Source organism: Aneurinibacillus sp. REN35 (assembly GCF_041379945.2).
Lineage (GTDB): Bacteria > Bacillota > Bacilli > Aneurinibacillales > Aneurinibacillaceae > Aneurinibacillus.
In genome coordinates this window covers 41,261-56,620 of record NZ_JBFTXJ020000013.1, presented here as the reverse complement: position 1 = coordinate 56,620, position 15,360 = coordinate 41,261, and the positions used below count along the sequence as shown (strand labels likewise).

Annotated in this window: 19 protein-coding genes and 1 riboswitch; of the genes, 13 read left to right on the top strand and 6 right to left on the bottom strand. The window is 44.2% G+C overall.

The genetic code is table 11. The features are described 5' to 3' along the window. Positions 1 to 11 precede the first annotated feature (11 nt). From AB3351_RS19145 to AB3351_RS19095, 11 genes are all read left to right on the top strand, one after another. A complete protein-coding gene (locus AB3351_RS19145; protein WP_371148763.1) occupies positions 12 to 1,826 on the top strand; it encodes an IucA/IucC family protein in 1,815 nt (604 codons plus the stop codon). A gap of 161 nt (positions 1,827 to 1,987) precedes the next feature. Next, complete coding sequence (locus AB3351_RS19140) at positions 1,988 to 2,593, top strand: nitroreductase family protein (RefSeq protein WP_371148762.1); 606 nt, start codon at positions 1,988 to 1,990, stop codon at positions 2,591 to 2,593. 128 nt (positions 2,594 to 2,721) lie between these two features. Then, complete coding sequence (locus tag AB3351_RS19135; protein WP_371148761.1) at positions 2,722 to 4,491, top strand: ABC transporter ATP-binding protein; 1,770 nt, start codon at positions 2,722 to 2,724, stop codon at positions 4,489 to 4,491. A gap of 106 nt (positions 4,492 to 4,597) precedes the next feature. Next, positions 4,598 to 5,578: a metal ABC transporter substrate-binding protein gene (locus tag AB3351_RS19130; RefSeq protein ID WP_371148760.1), complete on the top strand. Its 981-nt coding sequence runs from the start codon at positions 4,598 to 4,600 to the stop codon at positions 5,576 to 5,578. After that, on the top strand, positions 5,575 to 6,330 hold the full coding sequence (locus AB3351_RS19125) for a metal ABC transporter ATP-binding protein (protein ID WP_371148759.1): 756 nt from the start codon (positions 5,575 to 5,577) through the stop codon (positions 6,328 to 6,330). The genes AB3351_RS19130 and AB3351_RS19125 overlap by 4 nt, the downstream gene beginning before the upstream one ends. Before the next feature lie 18 nt (positions 6,331 to 6,348). After that, positions 6,349 to 7,188: a metal ABC transporter permease gene (locus AB3351_RS19120; RefSeq protein ID WP_371148758.1), complete on the top strand. Its 840-nt coding sequence runs from the start codon at positions 6,349 to 6,351 to the stop codon at positions 7,186 to 7,188. Between the two features lie 16 nt (positions 7,189 to 7,204). Next, positions 7,205 to 7,627: a Fur family transcriptional regulator gene (locus tag AB3351_RS19115; RefSeq protein ID WP_371148835.1), complete on the top strand. Its 423-nt coding sequence runs from the start codon at positions 7,205 to 7,207 to the stop codon at positions 7,625 to 7,627. Positions 7,628 to 8,019: 392 nt separating this feature from the next. Beyond that, a complete protein-coding gene (locus AB3351_RS19110) occupies positions 8,020 to 8,271 on the top strand; it encodes a hypothetical protein (protein ID WP_371148757.1) in 252 nt (83 codons plus the stop codon). Beyond that, on the top strand, positions 8,253 to 8,633 hold the full coding sequence (locus AB3351_RS19105) for a hypothetical protein (RefSeq protein WP_371148756.1): 381 nt from the start codon (positions 8,253 to 8,255) through the stop codon (positions 8,631 to 8,633). The genes AB3351_RS19110 and AB3351_RS19105 overlap by 19 nt, the downstream gene beginning before the upstream one ends. A gap of 271 nt (positions 8,634 to 8,904) precedes the next feature. After that, positions 8,905 to 8,988: riboswitch (cyclic di-GMP riboswitch) on the top strand. Positions 8,989 to 9,056: 68 nt separating this feature from the next. Continuing rightward, on the top strand, positions 9,057 to 9,971 hold the full coding sequence (locus AB3351_RS19100; protein WP_371148755.1) for a stalk domain-containing protein: 915 nt from the start codon (positions 9,057 to 9,059) through the stop codon (positions 9,969 to 9,971). A gap of 615 nt (positions 9,972 to 10,586) precedes the next feature. Further along, positions 10,587 to 10,793 (top strand): hypothetical protein, encoded by a 207-nt coding sequence (locus AB3351_RS19095; protein WP_371148754.1) that lies wholly within the window; start codon positions 10,587 to 10,589, stop codon positions 10,791 to 10,793. A gap of 62 nt (positions 10,794 to 10,855) precedes the next feature. On the opposite strand, the gene AB3351_RS19090 is transcribed toward AB3351_RS19095, so the two are convergent. From AB3351_RS19090 to AB3351_RS19080, 3 genes are all read right to left on the bottom strand, one after another. Then, positions 10,856 to 11,881, bottom strand: a complete 1,026-nt coding sequence (locus tag AB3351_RS19090) for an STAS domain-containing protein (protein WP_371148753.1) — start codon at positions 11,879 to 11,881, stop codon at positions 10,856 to 10,858. Between the two features lie 85 nt (positions 11,882 to 11,966). After that, positions 11,967 to 12,164 carry a hypothetical protein gene (locus tag AB3351_RS19085; protein WP_371148834.1) on the bottom strand — a complete coding sequence of 66 codons (198 nt, stop codon included), beginning with the start codon at positions 12,162 to 12,164 and terminating at the stop codon, positions 11,967 to 11,969. Positions 12,165 to 12,294: 130 nt separating this feature from the next. Further along, on the bottom strand, positions 12,295 to 12,459 hold the full coding sequence (locus tag AB3351_RS19080) for a hypothetical protein (RefSeq protein WP_371148752.1): 165 nt from the start codon (positions 12,457 to 12,459) through the stop codon (positions 12,295 to 12,297). Positions 12,460 to 12,599: 140 nt separating this feature from the next. On the opposite strand from AB3351_RS19080, the gene AB3351_RS19075 reads away from it, so the two are divergent. Continuing rightward, positions 12,600 to 12,971: a hypothetical protein gene (locus AB3351_RS19075; RefSeq protein WP_371148751.1), complete on the top strand. Its 372-nt coding sequence runs from the start codon at positions 12,600 to 12,602 to the stop codon at positions 12,969 to 12,971. A 185-nt stretch (positions 12,972 to 13,156) separates the two neighbouring features. Here AB3351_RS19075 and AB3351_RS19070 read toward each other — a convergent pair whose 3' ends face one another. Next, positions 13,157 to 13,291: an aspartyl-phosphate phosphatase Spo0E family protein gene (locus AB3351_RS19070; RefSeq protein WP_371148750.1), complete on the bottom strand. Its 135-nt coding sequence runs from the start codon at positions 13,289 to 13,291 to the stop codon at positions 13,157 to 13,159. A gap of 343 nt (positions 13,292 to 13,634) precedes the next feature. Here AB3351_RS19070 and AB3351_RS19065 point away from each other — a divergent pair, with 343 nt between their 5' ends. Further along, on the top strand, positions 13,635 to 14,435 hold the full coding sequence (locus tag AB3351_RS19065) for a hypothetical protein (RefSeq protein WP_371148749.1): 801 nt from the start codon (positions 13,635 to 13,637) through the stop codon (positions 14,433 to 14,435). Between the two features lie 51 nt (positions 14,436 to 14,486). Here AB3351_RS19065 and AB3351_RS19060 read toward each other — a convergent pair whose 3' ends face one another. Continuing rightward, a complete protein-coding gene (locus AB3351_RS19060) occupies positions 14,487 to 14,639 on the bottom strand; it encodes a hypothetical protein (RefSeq protein ID WP_371148748.1) in 153 nt (50 codons plus the stop codon). 56 nt (positions 14,640 to 14,695) lie between these two features. Next, positions 14,696 to 15,322 carry a flavodoxin family protein gene (locus AB3351_RS19055; RefSeq protein WP_371148747.1) on the bottom strand — a complete coding sequence of 209 codons (627 nt, stop codon included), beginning with the start codon at positions 15,320 to 15,322 and terminating at the stop codon, positions 14,696 to 14,698. Positions 15,323 to 15,360 lie beyond the last annotated feature (38 nt).

Genomic DNA, 15,360 nt, shown 5'->3' with positions numbered 1-15,360 from the left:
GGAGGGCAACGATGTTATATATACATGAAACGCAAAGGATAGTAAAGGAAGCCGCATGGAGAAAAGCAAACCGGGAGCTATTAGCAAAGATGCTTGCCGAGTATATGTATGAGGATATGCTTGTGCCGGAATTAGTGGATCAAAAGGATGAAGGCAATCAATACGAAGTGCGCATATCTGACACTAAAAGCTACAGATTCCGTGCAGCGGAACGGTTATTTGATAGTTATGATGTATGCAATGATTCGATTGAAGTCCTGCGGCAGGGAGAGTGGAGCGAAGCGCAGAGTGCAATCGAATTCCTGCTCGATATTCAACCGCTCATCGGTATGTCTGCGGAGACGGCAGGGCATCTCATCAAAGAACTGAATCATACGCTGCTTGCCGATGTTCATATCATGGCCAAAGACGCTAAAACATCGGATGAATTAGTTGATCTCGACTATGCATTGCTTGAAGGGGAGATGAGCGGCCATCCATGGATTACCTACAACAAAGGAAGAATCGGATTTGGATACGACGATTATCTAGCATTTGCGCCGGAGCAGCAAAAGGAAGTACAGCTATCATGGATTGCCGTACATAAAGAACGAGCTACTTTCCAATCCGTTGAGGGGTTGGATGTGGAGGGATTGCTCGCGCATGAACTTGATGACGAAACGAAGAAGCGTTTTGTTTCCTTTATTGAGGAAAAAGGATATGAGGCGGCAGATTATTACTTTATGCCTGTCCATGAATGGCAGTGGAAAAATGTGCTGATCCAAAATTTTGCCGAGGATCTGGCTTATGGAAGCATCATTCCATTAGGGGATGGACCGGATTGGTACCTGCCGCAGCAATCCATTCGTACCTTTGTCAACATGACACATAAGGCGAAGCACCATGTGAAGCTGCCAATGAGTATTTTGAATACGCTAGTATATCGGGGGCTGCCGGCGGAGCGAACCTTGATCGCACCGAAAATTACGCAATACATTAAAGGCATCCAGGATCACGATTCGTTTCTGCGGGATGAATGTCGAGTAATTCTGCCGGGTGAGATTGCGAGCATCAATTGCGACCACCATAATTATGCAAAGCTTGAGAATGCGCCCTATCAATATTTGGAGATGCTGGGTGTAATCTGGCGGGAGAGCATCTATACGTATCTTGAAGAAGGAGAGCATCCGATTACCCTGGCGGCGCTTCTGCATACGGATAAGAATGGTAAACCGTTCGTACAAAGCTTAATAGAGCGCTCCGGCTTATCTGCGGAGCAGTGGATGCAGCAATTCTTCTCTGTGGTGCTGCCGCCTCTACTGCATTACTTATACCAATATGGAACCGTATTTTCCCCACACGGGCAGAATACGATACTTGTGTTAAAGGAGTATGCACCACACCGTTTAGCAATCAAAGATTTTGTTGATGATGTGAACATTAGTGATCAGCCGCTGCCCGAGCTTGCGGGTCTAACCGATGATCTCAAAGCCGTGCTGCGCAGTGAGCCGCCAGAGGGGCTGACACAGTTCATTTTTACGGGGCTGTTCATTTGTCACCTGCGCTATCTCTCTAATCTTATGGTCAATCACGCGCTTATGGATGAAAAGAAATTCTGGGGTCAACTCGCTGATGAGATTCTGGCCTATCAGAAGAAGTTTCCGCAGCTTGCCGAGCGCTTTGCGCTCTTTGACTTATTCAAGCCGGAGCTTACGAAGCTGTGCCTGAATCGAAACCGCATGGTGGATTATGGCTATAAAGATGATGGAGATCGGCCGCATGCTTCGGAGTTCGGAAAAGTAAAGAACGCGCTGTATCTTCTAAAAGAGGGCATCGTCCGTTCGTAAGCCCTGCTATAGCGTACAATCGAAGCACGCTCGCCGCGTGCTTCTTTTCTGTCTGCACCCTGAGCATACAAGCTATTGTTTATGCTGTTTTGTATATTGGTAAAAGTATGTGAGGCACATTATAAAGGATACCTACTTACAAAAAGGAAGGATTGGTATGTATGTCAGTTGAAGCGAAAAGTCTGCAGGATGCTATCAAAGAACGGCGCTCCATTCGCAAAGTGAAAAAAAATGAACGCATTACGAAAGACAAGATAGAGAATATCCTAAAGCTGTCCCTGCATGCTCCGAGTGCATTCAATATGCAGAGCGGTCGCATGACCGTACTCTTAGAAAATCATCATGAGGAATTCTGGGACATCGTCAAAGAAACACTACGCCCCAATATCGCTGCCGAAGATTTCAAGCCTACCGAAGATAAGCTGCAGGGCTTTCGAGAGGGTGTAGGCACCATTTTGTTCTTTGAGAATCAAGAAACCGTACGTCATCTGGAGCAACAAGCACCGCTTTATAAGCAGCATTTCGCTAATTGGTCTGAACAGGGGAGCGGAATTCTTCAGTACGCGGTCTGGCTTTCCTTTGCAGCGGAAGGCATAGGTGCATCTCTACAGCATTATAATCCGCTGATAGATGAAGAAGTAAAGCGGAAATGGGACATCCCAAACGATTGGAGTCTTGTGGCGCAGATGCCGTTTGGCGAGCCGGATGAACAGCCTGGCGAGCGGAGCTTTCTGCCCTTTGATGATATTGTGAAATGGCACGACTAATCGGCCTGCACGTACGAACCGGCCAGTCCAACACATTCGGACTGGTTTTTTCATGGAGAAAGTGATGTCATGATAGGAGATTGTGCGTATACACGAATGAGTATGAAGAAAGAAGGGAGGGAGCTATCATGGAGGAAACGGAACAGCAACATCCCCCGGCCATCGACTGGCGGGCATTCTGGACACTGCTGCAGAGAAGCAACCCACCGAAATGGCTGATCGGATTTGCATTGCTGATCAGCTTGGTTGAAACCGCGGCCGGTCTGGTGGTTCCATTCGTTACGAAGAATCTGGTAGATGGTCTCAGCCAGTTAAGCTGGAGCAGCCCGATCCTTCCGCTGCTAATCGGCGCATTTATTGTCCAGGCGCTTGCTTCCGGCCTGTCGCTGTATATGCTATCCTATGTCGGACAAACGGTGGTAGCCAATATGCGCACTCAATTATGGAAGAAGGTGCTGCGCCTCCCGATCACCTACTTTGACCACACCCGGACAGGCGACACGATGAGCCGGATTGTCAATGACACCGGGGTAATCAAGGATTTGATCGCCAACCACCTGATTTCATTTTTCTCCAGCATTGTTTCGATTATCGGAGCGATCGGCATTCTGTTCTATCTCGACTGGCAGATGACACTGGTGCTTCTGCTTGTTATTCCGATCGTCAGCTTGATCATTCGTCCAATGGGAAAGAAAATGTATACCGTATCAAAAAATCTGCAGGATGAGACGGCGACATTCTCTTCACTTCTGACACAGGTGCTTGCCGAGATTCGTCTCGTCAAGCTGTCCGGTGCGGAAGCGGTGGAAGCAGGCAGCGGACAGAAACGTATCGCCACCCTGTTTGCATACAGTATGAAGGAGGCAAAAATTCATGCGATTCTCGCGCCGCTCATGACACTCGTGTTAATGGGCGTGCTGGTGCTGGTCGTCGGATATGGAGGCGTACGGGTATCCACAGGCGCGCTGACAGCGGGTGAGTTGGTGGCATTTTTGCTGTATTTATTCCAGATCATTCTTCCCTTTAGCTCCTTGGCCCGTTTTTTCACGAGCATGCAGAAGGCTATGGGAGCAACAGAGCGAGTGATTGCTTTATTGCAGCACGAAGAGGAGGATACGCAGGACAAGCGCCGCGTGGAAAACCCCCGCCAGCCGATCCGCATTGAGCATGTAAGCTTTGGCTATAGACAGGGAGAGAGGGTACTGCATGACGTATCGTTTACGGTTGAGCCCGGCTCCATGACCGCGATTGTAGGACCGAGCGGAAGCGGCAAAACAACGCTGTTCGCTCTGCTGGAACGGTTTTATGAGCCGACATCCGGTGCTATCTATCTGGGGGAAGAGCGCATCGATGACTATACGCTGGCCTCGTGGCGCGATCAGATCGGCTATGTCTCCCAAGAAAGTCCGCTGATCGCCGGAACGGTCAGGGAAAACATTTGCTATGGGATGGAGCGCGACGTAGAGCAGGAGGAGATGGAGCATGCTGCACGCCAGGCCTTTGCCGCCGATTTTATTCAGGAGCTGCCCGATGGATACGATACGGATATTGGCGAGCGGGGCATTAAGCTATCGGGCGGACAGCGCCAGCGCCTTGCCATTGCGCGGGCGATTTTGCGCAATCCGAATATTTTGATGCTGGATGAAGCGACATCGAATTTGGACAGCGCATCGGAAATGGCTGTTCAGCAGGCGCTGAACCAGCTGATGCAGGGACGGACTACGCTTGTGATCGCACATCGTCTCTCTACCGTCAGGCATGCGGATCGCATCATTGTATTGGAGCAGGGACGGGTGACAGGAAGCGGCACGCATGAACAGCTGCTTACGGAGCATGAACGATACAGAGAACTCGCCGCCTACGCTTTTTCCACTCATGAACAGCAGGGGAGAGAGTAAGTCAAAGGCTCACAGTGTTTTCCCTGTTTACAAATCGGGATCATTCCGTTATACTGATTTTCGGACAAATCGGAAACGATCTTATTTGCAGGATGGGGGAAAGAGAGTGAAGGGATACCACAGAATCATATATGCAATGTTGACGCTAAGCATTGCACTTTCCGTATTCTTGGCCGGCTGCGGGCAGACGGAACAACAGACAGAAAATGCGGCAGGCGGGAAGCTGCAGATTTATACTACATTATTTCCTTTATATGATTTTGCACGCGCGATTGGCGGTGAGCATGTTGATGTGAACAGTCTGCTGCCAGCCGGTGCAGAAGCGCATGATTATGAACCTTCCGCTAAAGATATTGGAAAAGTGAATGAAGCCAAGCTGTTCATCTATAACGGAGCCGGCTATGAAGCATGGATTGATAACATGACCAAAAATCTTGATCCACAAAAAACAAAGGCCGTGGATGCGAGCCAGGGTGTGAAGCTGGTCGAAGCAAAAGGACACGATGATCATGGGCATGAAGGGGAAGCCCCAGAGGTTGAAGAGCAGCATAGCCACGGCGGCTACGATCCTCATGTCTGGCTGAACCCGCAGCTTGCTAAGCAGCAAGCAGGTAATATCAAAACGGCTCTAGTGGAGGTAGACCCGGCGCATAAGGCCGATTATGAAGCCAATTATAATAAGCTGACGCAGCAGTTGGATGCGTTGGATCAGGAGTATACAGACGCGGTAGCAAAAGCGAAGAAGAAAGAATTCATTGTCTCTCACCAAGCATTTACGTATTTGGCTGAACGTTATGGTTTGGAGCAGATCGCCGTATCAGGTATTTCTCCTTCTCAGGAACCGACACAGCAGCAACTGCAGCAATTGATTGAAACGGCAAAAGAGCATACTATTAACTACGTAGCATTCGAAGGTCTTGTAGAAAATAAGGTTGCCAAGACCGTACAGCGTGAGACGGGTGCACAAGCAGTTACACTGTATACGTTAGAGAACCTGACGAAGGAGCAGTTTGGCGCAGGTAAGACGTATCTGGATATGATGAAGGAAAATCTAACTACATTGAAGAAGGTGCTAGAAGTACAATGAGCGACATCATTTTAGATGTACAGCATGTCTCCCATCGCTATGGGAATAAGCATGTCCTCGAAGATATTTCCTTTCAGTTGCACCAAGGTGAGATGATGGGGCTTGTTGGACCGAACGGATCTGGCAAGTCTACTTTGCTTAAAATCATTCTTGGCGCGCTTCCTGCACAGAAAGGGCAGGTCAACTGGTTTGGAAAGCCGCTGCACAAGTTTATGCAATGGCCGCGTATCGGTTATGTATCACAGAAGGCGAACAGCTTTAATACCGGCTTTCCTGCTACGGTCTTTGAAGTGGTCATGATGGGACTGACCTCGAAGATTGGCTTATTCCGCCGTCCTGGTAAGAAGGATAAGGAGAGAGTGAAGGAAGCGATTGCGACGGTGGGGATGGATGCGTTTGAAAATCAGAATATCGGGCGTCTCTCCGGAGGACAGCAGCAGCGGGTATTTATCGCACGCGCGCTTGTCAGCGATCCGGATGTATTGATTTTAGACGAGCCGACTGTTGGGGTAGATGCGCAATCGGAAGCGCAGTTTTATGAATTATTGAAGAAACTGAATGAAGAGCGTCGTATCTCAATCATTCTTGTTTCTCACGATTTGGGAGCAGTCAGTACGAAGATGCATTCCATTGCCTGTTTAAATCATAGGCTTCATTTTCATGGGCGAGCAGAGGAGTTTGAGCGGCTACGTCCGGAGCTTTTGCTTAAGTCATACGGCCATGATGTACATATTCTTCATCATGACCATTAGAAGGGATTTACGTAGACGATGATAGAAGCGATTATGAATTATACATTTATGCAGCACGCCCTGCTTTCGGGGGTGATTATTGGTTTTGTCGCGCCGTTGATTGGTGTGTTTTTGGTGGTGCGGCGAATGTCCTTGATTGCCGATGCGCTGTCACACATTACGCTGTCGGGTGTAGCGGCAGGCCTTCTACTCTCGCAGTATATACCGTTTTTCCAAAGTGTGAGTCCGATCTATACCGGCATGGTATTCTCGGTCGGTGGCGCATTCATGGTGGATAAGCTGCGACAGGCATACAAATTTTATCAAGAACTGGCCATTCCGATTATTCTCTCTGCGGGAATCGGCCTTGGGGTTGTATTAATCAGTTTGGCAAATGGCTTTAACGTTGATTTATTCGGGTACTTGTTCGGCAGTCTGCTGTCGGTCACAGAAGAAGACTTATGGCGTGTTATTGTCGCGAGTTTGTTGGTGATCGGGATTGTATGGGTGTTCTATAAAGAGCTATTATATTTGTCATTTGATGAGGAAGGCGCCCGTATCTCCGGTGTACCGCGCAACTTGATTAATGTCGTTTTCAGCGTACTCGTCGCGCTTGTCATCAGCATCTCGATGCAGGTCGTTGGGATTCTGCTGGTGTCAGCTCTTATTACACTGCCGGTTGCAGCCGCTCTTCAGTTGGCCAACAGTTTTCGACAAACGTTTGTATATGCTATTATTTTCGGAGAGATCTCCGTACTGAGCGGCCTTATGATTGCTTATACGTTTGATTTGGCTTCAGGCGGAACGATTGTGCTGGTTGCTGTTTTTCTGCTTATATGTGTGCTGATTGGCAAGCGGGTACGTGATTCATTGAATTAAGAAGGCGGTGGAAATGATGACCGTAGAACAAGCATTGCAGATGCTCAAAGAACAAGGATATAAATATACAGGAAAGCGCGAAGAGATCATTCGCATTTTCGCCAAAGAGAAGCGGTACTTGTCAGCCCGGGATATTCTGGCCTACATGCAGACAGAATACCCGGCGTTGAGCTTTGATACGGTGTACCGGAACCTGACATTGTTTACCGAACTGGACATTCTTGAAGTAACAGAGCTTGGCGGCGAGCGGAAGTATCGTTTTCGCTGCTCGACAGGCGATCACCATCATCATTTGATCTGCCTATCTTGTGGCAAGACGCGTCATATTACGTCGTGTCCACTAGATGAGATGTTCGGCGAGCCGGACGACTTTACGATTACCGGGCATAAATTTGAGATTTACGGCGTATGCTCCCAGTGCGAAGAGGTACGTGTTTAAAATCCCTTGAGATACAAGGGGTTTTTTGTTTTTTTGTTGGGTAAACATTGTTGAAAAGCCCCGTTTGACCACATTTTGACCGCCTTTAGTATACTAAAGCGATTTTTTAAGGGCGCTCGGAAACAATTTTCGGATGTTCCCCAAATTGATCTCGACTTTATAGTATCAGTGCTTCGAATACCGTCATAAGCTTACCCCCTTTCTTACAGGGAGTGAGCCGTCCATCGTTGAGAAACCATATCAAATTAAGTAACGAAAGTATTATACCATATGTAGGAAATTTTAGATGAGAGGGCTTTTTATTCTGGGAAAATTACATTAATTGTAAGTATTTGGTGTAAAATATAGTAAAAATAATCAGACTATCAAGTATGCTTGTAAGGAGGAATAATATGAAAAAATACGTGTACTTATTTAGCCTAGTAGTATGCATGATTATTTTTACTAGCTTCAATCCAAAAGATGTTGTACATGCCCAAGAACAAGGAAAACCAGTTTCAGTTAGCGAGACTACATTACATCAAGCAGGGTTTAAATATTCGGTAGATGAAATTAAAAAAAGACTTTCTGATCCATCGTCACATTACAAGGAAAAGAATGCATTTCCTAAGATCAGCGCTGGAGAATGGAAACGGAACCATTAAAAAATGATGAGGAAGGAAAATTCGGTTCCTATTCCTTAGCAATAAATACGAAACAAAAATTTGTTATTATCCCTAATAAGAAAAATAAAGTATCAATCATAGGCGTTGGTACATACTTTTCAGGTGAATTAACAGATAAAACAATCGAAGAGGCCATTAAAGGAGCAAAAATCGTAGCTTCTGCTCTGGGAGTTGGAGGGGATGATATAAACAAAAAAATCAGTGAGTTACTCATATCACAGTATGGTTTTGAGAAAATTGGAGACATTTTGATGGCGGCACATATAACAACTGTGAAATCCAGCAATCAAAAAAGTCTTGTATTCTTAATTGCTACAGATGCAAAATCTGATGACCTATAACTGAAATGTGCCATTTCCTTTATATAAAAGAGTCAAATCTTATTTGTTAGTAAGAGGTGGTCAGTAAAAGAAAAAAGAGACCCGGCTGAGTGCCGGGTTTTATCTTTGTTTTCTGTATACCGATTAGATTTGAGATGTACAGCGTATGCTTCTAGTGTGGAGACGTGCGATTTAAAGCAAAGTAAAAAAATGAACAAATAGACAAATGATTCATTACTTTTTGCCTGTGAAAAAAATGTAAAAACATAGTATTATTTTGAAAAATAACTTCATTCGATAAAGGCAAACCCATTGAAAGATGGGGACGCAAAGCTACAGGGGCTAATGTCTCAGACGATGCCAGCCAGTTACCGGATACCTATATGACAGCATAGGCTTATTCGGCAATCGAATAAGCTTTTTATTATGGAGAGGGGAATCGTAATGAAGAAAGAAATTGTGTCACTATCTTTAGTTTTTGCGTTAAGTGCGTCACCTTTCGTATTAGATGCATCACAGGCCTTAGCTAATGAAAGCAGCAGCCCGAAAAGTCAAAGTGAAAAAGGTAAGGACTACCAGCGATATGATAAAGATGAAGTTGATGATGATGACAAAGACGACGACAAAGATGATGACGACAAAGATGATGACGACAAAGACGATCACAAAAATACACTAGAGAAAGAATTGAAAAAATCTTTACAAGAACTGAAGGATCAATCTTCAAAAGGTTTTGGTAATCAATCTAAAGAAGAGTTTAAAAAGAATATACAAACTTTGAGAGAACAGATTAAAAAACAGAAAGAATCACTAGAAAATATTGAAGAATATCTTGAAGAGCTAGCGGATGTTTATGAAGAATCAGGCGAAATTAACGAAGCGATAGCCATTCAAAAGGAAGTAGTTAAAGAAAATATCAGGAACTTAGAATCCTATAAGAAGTTAGGTAAAATGTACGGGAAAATCGGTGAAACGGGAATGCGTGCTTTCGTTAACGGTGAACAACTAACGGTTGATGTGCCTCCTGTAATTAAGGAAGGACGTACGTTGATTCCGTTCCGAGCTATTTCTGAATCCTTGGATGCAACCGTAGTGTGGAATGCGGAGGAGCAATCTGTCACGGTTACAAAAAATGGAGTGGAAATAAAACTTCGTTTGGGAAATACGACTGCACATGTGAACAATCAGAAAGTTACGCTTGATGTTCCAGCTGAAATAGTTAACGGACGAACCCTGGTTCCTGTTCGTTTTATTAGCGAGGCCTTTGGCGCGAATGTACAATATGAACCTGAAACGAAAGCGGTAGTTATTTACGAAGAAGGAAATACTGCAAAGAAAACAAACACTCAAGCTCAATAAAAAGGAATGTTCTTTAGATTGAACTATAACCTGGATGATGGACGCTTTGAAAAAAGTCCCTTATTCGGGTTTTTTTATATGGAAAGATAGAGAAGGATGCGATTAGAGAAAATACATTGGGACGATGATTTCACAACTGTAGTTTTCACCAGCTATATACTTTTATTTATTAAGTAGCAGCGGAGGCATAACTTTTTCTGTCATTGAGTATCGCCTTATGGTTATCAGTTATAAATAGCTCAAATCATACTATGTTATCTGAGAATACCTCTTCAAAAATAGCAACAGCAGGCGTATTATGGGCGATAAGTGTCATTTGTATGTTGGTAGGAATGTATAAATTAAAACCTATCAAGGTGTAAGTGTTGATTAGCCAAAAAGTAAGGAAAAAGAATAGTACCCTTTCATTCGGCCTCTTCTGGCTTATCAGCAAAACTAACATGAATTAATATTGTTTTCTCTCCTCCTAATTGAATAGGAACTAGTGTTCTGTTATAATATAAAACAAGAACAAATGATCTTATTGTAAAAGGTTACTGGCGGAAAGGAAATCGTAAGCCAGAGTATGTACAGCGGAGCGGTTATGGGAACATTCATCGAGAAGAGGCGATGTGAGTGATGAACTTTTTCACGCATCTAGGAAAAACAGTGGAGATTATCTATGTAGACCGAAACGGAGAGTTGAGTCAGAGAAAGATCCGGCTGCTGTCCGTAAAGAACGGAAGAGTCCGGGCGTACTGCTTTACACGAAAGGCAACACGATATTTCTCTGCTGAGAATGTGTTAGCCATGCGACCAGTAAAAGAAAAGAGAGCGAGTTAAAGAAGACCCGGCGATTATGCCCAGTCTTCCTTTTGAGATGTACGGTGCTAAAGATATTGATCTTATTTCTTGCTTAGAATATGCATATCCTCTTGGGCTAGAGCATAGTAGATACCGTTTTGCAGGGTAGAGAATGTCACAATATCATCGACGTTATAGTTGGCCTGGATAATATGTTGGCTTAAAGAGGCAGAAATGCCGACGAGAATACAGGTGCTGCCCAGCAATCTTGTAGCTTGTACTAACTTATGTAAAAGCTGAACGGTATAGTCATCTACATGCTTTAAGCCGGTTAAATCAAGCAATAAGTACTTTGCCTCGTATTGTTTAATCCCGTAGAGCGCTTTTTCCATCAGTTCTTCGGCACGTTTGGCATCATATTTAGCCATAAGAGGGATAACGATAATGTTTTCCAAAACCGGAATGACAGGCACAGCCAAATCTTGAACCAGTATTTCCAATTCCTTGGTGCGCTCGGCCACTATTTTCTCTAAGACATTAATTTTTTGTTTTTCATTTTGACGAATAAGATCGTGGATGTTTTGATTTGGCGTGATGGGGGAGGCGAAGAATTCGAATTCATCATAGTCATCACCGGAAATTTGACTTTTGGTAATCCGATACCACATATTTTCCTTAAATAAGCCGGTAAAGGTGCCTGCCCAGTGTCCGGGTAAAAAAGAGCCGGCCCGTGCTTTTTGCTGTTCTTTATTAATGACATATTCCCAACTATCCCTTAGCCTTACCACTGCTTTTTTTTCTTGTAAGCTATAGTAAGGAATCTCGATTTTCCCCCAGCCGGCTGAACCGTAAATGACAGGCAGATCATTCAGTACTTGTGCGATGTCACCGATGCGTGAGTAATAGCTAGCCACGACTTCCCCCATACGATAGCCTGCTGTTTCGAGAACTAATACAGCCGAATCATGACCTGATATTTCCTCAATCGCATCCATCAACATTTTAAAAGCGGAATCGATCCAGAATAGAACACATTCTGCACCATCAAAATAAAATTTTCCCTTTTCAGTATCCCATCCGAAGGTTGAGTTTCCAACTTTATGTTCGATAAGGCCGTTGTTTTCCATTGTATGGCTGCCCCTCTGCATAATTTTATACGTCTACAAATAATAGCAGCAATGGTTCATGCCCCGATTTTTGCAGTTTCTAGGGCTAAATACTTTTTTTCATGCCGCACTTTCTGCATTCTCTAATAAAAATGGTGTCCTTCACAGAACTTTTAAAATGGGCAGTGCCACAATGATCGCAACGCCCGCTAACAACATCTGGGTGTTCTTTATAGTCATACACAATGGTTAGATCATAACTCTCGTCTTCTTTTATCTCAGTGGTCAAGGAAATCACCCTCATATTGAATTTAACAACTAATATCATAGCAGATAAAGAGGAGGAGAAGTAGAGAGGGGGATGAGGATTGAACAAAAAAGGAGCTTCCCTACTGTATGTATGGGCGGCTCCTTTTTTCGTAATCAACGCAGTATTACGACTTCTCTTCGTTTATGCGCCGCCCGTCATAGACACCAGGGCCTGTTTTGGGAGGATCAATATGCTGTGGCTGTGCTGTTTCGATGGTTTCAAAGGAATCGGTTAAAGCAGCTTGATGTGTTCCCAGTATTTCCAGTTCAGGATTGTTTTTCTCTTTCATAATTATGCTGTCTCCTTTGCTTGTTTGTATTGTATTAGGATAGAAAAAGATTAAGTATTTATACATGCAAAATGTGATCAGTGGAGGCTGTATAAAAAGCTTTTCTTTTCTAACACTAAGGTAAAAGGAGGGAATATATCATGGCGGAAAAGAATATATTGGCTTACTTCAAAAGTCCGGAAGAAGCAGAAGAAGCAGCAAGAAGGTTAACCGAGCTTGGCGTTATTGATCAGTCTATCGATCGCATTTCTAGATATGCTGGGCAGGGTACAGATCAGATGATCAACACATTGAGCGGAGACCTCCCTTCCTTGGCGAGCACTGTGCTGGATGCTGATATTACGAATCGAGGGGCTGGTGTACTTCTGGCAGCGGATGTAAGTGCAAGTGGTATGAGTGATGGAGGACAGGACGATATAACCGGCCGCGACATTCTGTTGACGGTAGTCGTGGATGAGGCAAAACATCATCAGGCATTGCATATTGTAGAGCAGGCTGGCGGAATGCAGTAGCGGATAAAAAAACTCCTTCCATAAGGAAGGAGCGAAGAGGGGAGATTCATAAGCGGGATGCAATCCCTATGTAAGACAACTAGGTAGTAATATAATTACCCCGAAGCAAGAACGATAAAACAAAAAGGTTCCTTTGTATATACGTGGTTACCGATAGAGGTTATGAAGGCCCGACTGAATCATTATCATGCCTTCATAGCCTCTATAATTAAAAGGTCAAGTTCTTGACTTACCATAATCACATCAGGGTGCTGAAAATCAAAGTCGTATTTTTCTGCTACTTCTATTAATAGATGTTTCATATCCTCAATCTCAGACATACATACGGCACTCAATATATTCATTCCCTTGCTTGTTAATCTCTAACAAATCTATCTTGTTTTTTTGTAGATGACAACTGCAAAATTTACACTTTCATCCATGGTAAAAATCGACTAGATAAGACTCTTTGAAATTTCATTAATTATAAAGATGTAGTCCAAAAGAGTGGAAAACAAAGGAGCGTACATATTTTACATACGTTCAGTATTATCATACAAAAACTGTAAAACTAACGATCTATATACAAATATAGGTAAACAGTGTAAAAAAGAGGTGTATGTATTATTTTGGTATTTGATACTAACAATTGGTACGGGAGTAAGAAAAGGAGGAATGGAGTAGGTGAACAGATTTTTAAGTAAAAAAACAGCAGGAGCTTTATGTACGCTTCTTCTTTGTTTTGCCGTCCTGCAAAGCTCGCTGCTGATCACACCCGCACAGGCAGCTCCATCTGCTAAGAGTCGGGCTGTTGCAAAGGTGAAGGCTGATTATCAGGCATATGCAGCCAAAGTCAAGAGTGATTACCAACGCTACAAGCAGCAATCAGAGACAAATTATCGGGAACTTACTGCACTGGTTCAGAGCGATTACCAGCAGCTTATGCAGAAGGCAAGGGCTGATTATCGAATCGTGGAGAAGCAATACGATTCAAGGGCGGCAGATGCATACTACGGAGAGATTAATAGAAATGGACTCGCAATGGACCGATACTATGGAGAAATACATAGATACGGGCTTTCTTTTGATCGCTATTACGGAGAGATATACAGATACGGACTTGCGATGGATCGTTACTATGGAGAAGTCTACAGGAGCGGGCTTGCATTGGATCGTTACTATGGAGAATTATATAGAAGCGGCTTAACGCTTCATTATTTTGAGCGTAACGGCGGTAATATCACAAACCTGTATAAAACCTTTGCGAAGATTAGGCAAAATACACAAAATAAGCTTAATCAGACTGCAACACAAACTGTACAGAAAGTAAATCAAAGACGGGCAGAGGCAATCAAGACTGCTTGCATCTCAAAAAAGAATGCAATGAAAATTTTGTCTGATACTCGAAAAGAAATTACAGGCACAGGCATAGAATTCGGAACATTTGGAATTGATAGCCTTTGCACGGCCGTTAATAGTAAATAAACGAAAAAACGACCTCGCTGGGCTGCCCGCGAGGTCGTTATGTGTATTCATTTACGGTTCATCCTGCACCATCTCTTCTTTGAGTTCACCTAACTCCTTCATCTCCCGGTTGTTCTCCGGTGTGCTGGGCGGCTCTTTTTGCATGTGGCGCTTTTCTTCTAATTCTTTCAGCGTAGTCGGTGTGCCTTTCTTTTCCTTATCCATCCTATCCCTCCTGTGTGCTCTCACATCATAGGTAGTATGTGAGGATAAGTTATCTTTTACTCTACCACATTTCCCTGGGCGGGAATCGGATTATTGCGCAAAAGTCTTGCGAAATGCATGAGGTTATATGCCATGATGCGTCCATGCTGACGGGTGAAATCGTTGCGTTCCCCATGTGCTTCAATATACGAAGGGCCAGGACCTGCTTCACCCACCCAATACGTATCGACATTAGGCGGGAGCGTAAATCCGATATGTGAGAGTGCGTACAATACGGAGCGGGAGGCTTCCTTAGCCCCGTCCTCATTTCCTGTGACGATGACACCGCCGACCTTATTATAGTATAGATACTGTCCCTTCTCATTGGTCATGGAACTGCATGCATACAGCCGCTCGATTACCTGAGTTGCTACACTGCTCTTCTCACCCAGCCAGATTGGTGTACCAATAAGTAAAATATCAGCAGCCCGTACCTTCTCAAAAATATCGGGCCACTGATCTCCATCGCCTTCATCCGGTGACATACCGAATGCGATATTGTAATCGACTGCGCGGATGATTTCCGTACTGATATCTTCCTGTTCGTTAAAAATTGAAACAACATCCTGGATAAGAGCTTCTGTATTCGACTCTTCCGGGCTTTTTTTCAATGTGCAGTTGATGACGAGTGCTTGAAGGCTCATTATACGTCCTCCCTTTCTACAAAGATAGAATACATGTA

Bases quoted from the DNA above. Each gene is read 5' to 3' on its own strand.
- AB3351_RS19145 (WP_371148763.1), top strand. From the start codon at position 12: ATGTTATATATACATGAAACGCAAAGGATAGTAAAGGAAGCCGCATGG.
- AB3351_RS19140 (WP_371148762.1), top strand. From the start codon at position 1,988: ATGTCAGTTGAAGCGAAAAGTCTGCAGGATGCTATCAAAGAACGGCGC.
- AB3351_RS19135 (WP_371148761.1), top strand. From the start codon at position 2,722: ATGGAGGAAACGGAACAGCAACATCCCCCGGCCATCGACTGGCGGGCA.
- AB3351_RS19125 (WP_371148759.1), top strand. From the start codon at position 5,575: ATGAGCGACATCATTTTAGATGTACAGCATGTCTCCCATCGCTATGGG.
- AB3351_RS19120 (WP_371148758.1), top strand. From the start codon at position 6,349: ATGATAGAAGCGATTATGAATTATACATTTATGCAGCACGCCCTGCTT.
- AB3351_RS19115 (WP_371148835.1), top strand. From the start codon at position 7,205: ATGACCGTAGAACAAGCATTGCAGATGCTCAAAGAACAAGGATATAAA.
- AB3351_RS19110 (WP_371148757.1), top strand. From the start codon at position 8,020: ATGAAAAAATACGTGTACTTATTTAGCCTAGTAGTATGCATGATTATT.
- AB3351_RS19105 (WP_371148756.1), top strand. From the start codon at position 8,253: ATGGAAACGGAACCATTAAAAAATGATGAGGAAGGAAAATTCGGTTCC.
- AB3351_RS19100 (WP_371148755.1), top strand. From the start codon at position 9,057: ATGAAGAAAGAAATTGTGTCACTATCTTTAGTTTTTGCGTTAAGTGCG.
- AB3351_RS19090 (WP_371148753.1), bottom strand. From the start codon at position 11,881: ATGGAAAACAACGGCCTTATCGAACATAAAGTTGGAAACTCAACCTTC.
- AB3351_RS19085 (WP_371148834.1), bottom strand. From the start codon at position 12,164: ATGAGGGTGATTTCCTTGACCACTGAGATAAAAGAAGACGAGAGTTAT.
- AB3351_RS19080 (WP_371148752.1), bottom strand. From the start codon at position 12,459: ATGAAAGAGAAAAACAATCCTGAACTGGAAATACTGGGAACACATCAA.
- AB3351_RS19075 (WP_371148751.1), top strand. From the start codon at position 12,600: ATGGCGGAAAAGAATATATTGGCTTACTTCAAAAGTCCGGAAGAAGCA.
- AB3351_RS19070 (WP_371148750.1), bottom strand. From the start codon at position 13,291: ATGTCTGAGATTGAGGATATGAAACATCTATTAATAGAAGTAGCAGAA.
- AB3351_RS19060 (WP_371148748.1), bottom strand. From the start codon at position 14,639: ATGGATAAGGAAAAGAAAGGCACACCGACTACGCTGAAAGAATTAGAA.
- AB3351_RS19055 (WP_371148747.1), bottom strand. From the start codon at position 15,322: ATGAGCCTTCAAGCACTCGTCATCAACTGCACATTGAAAAAAAGCCCG.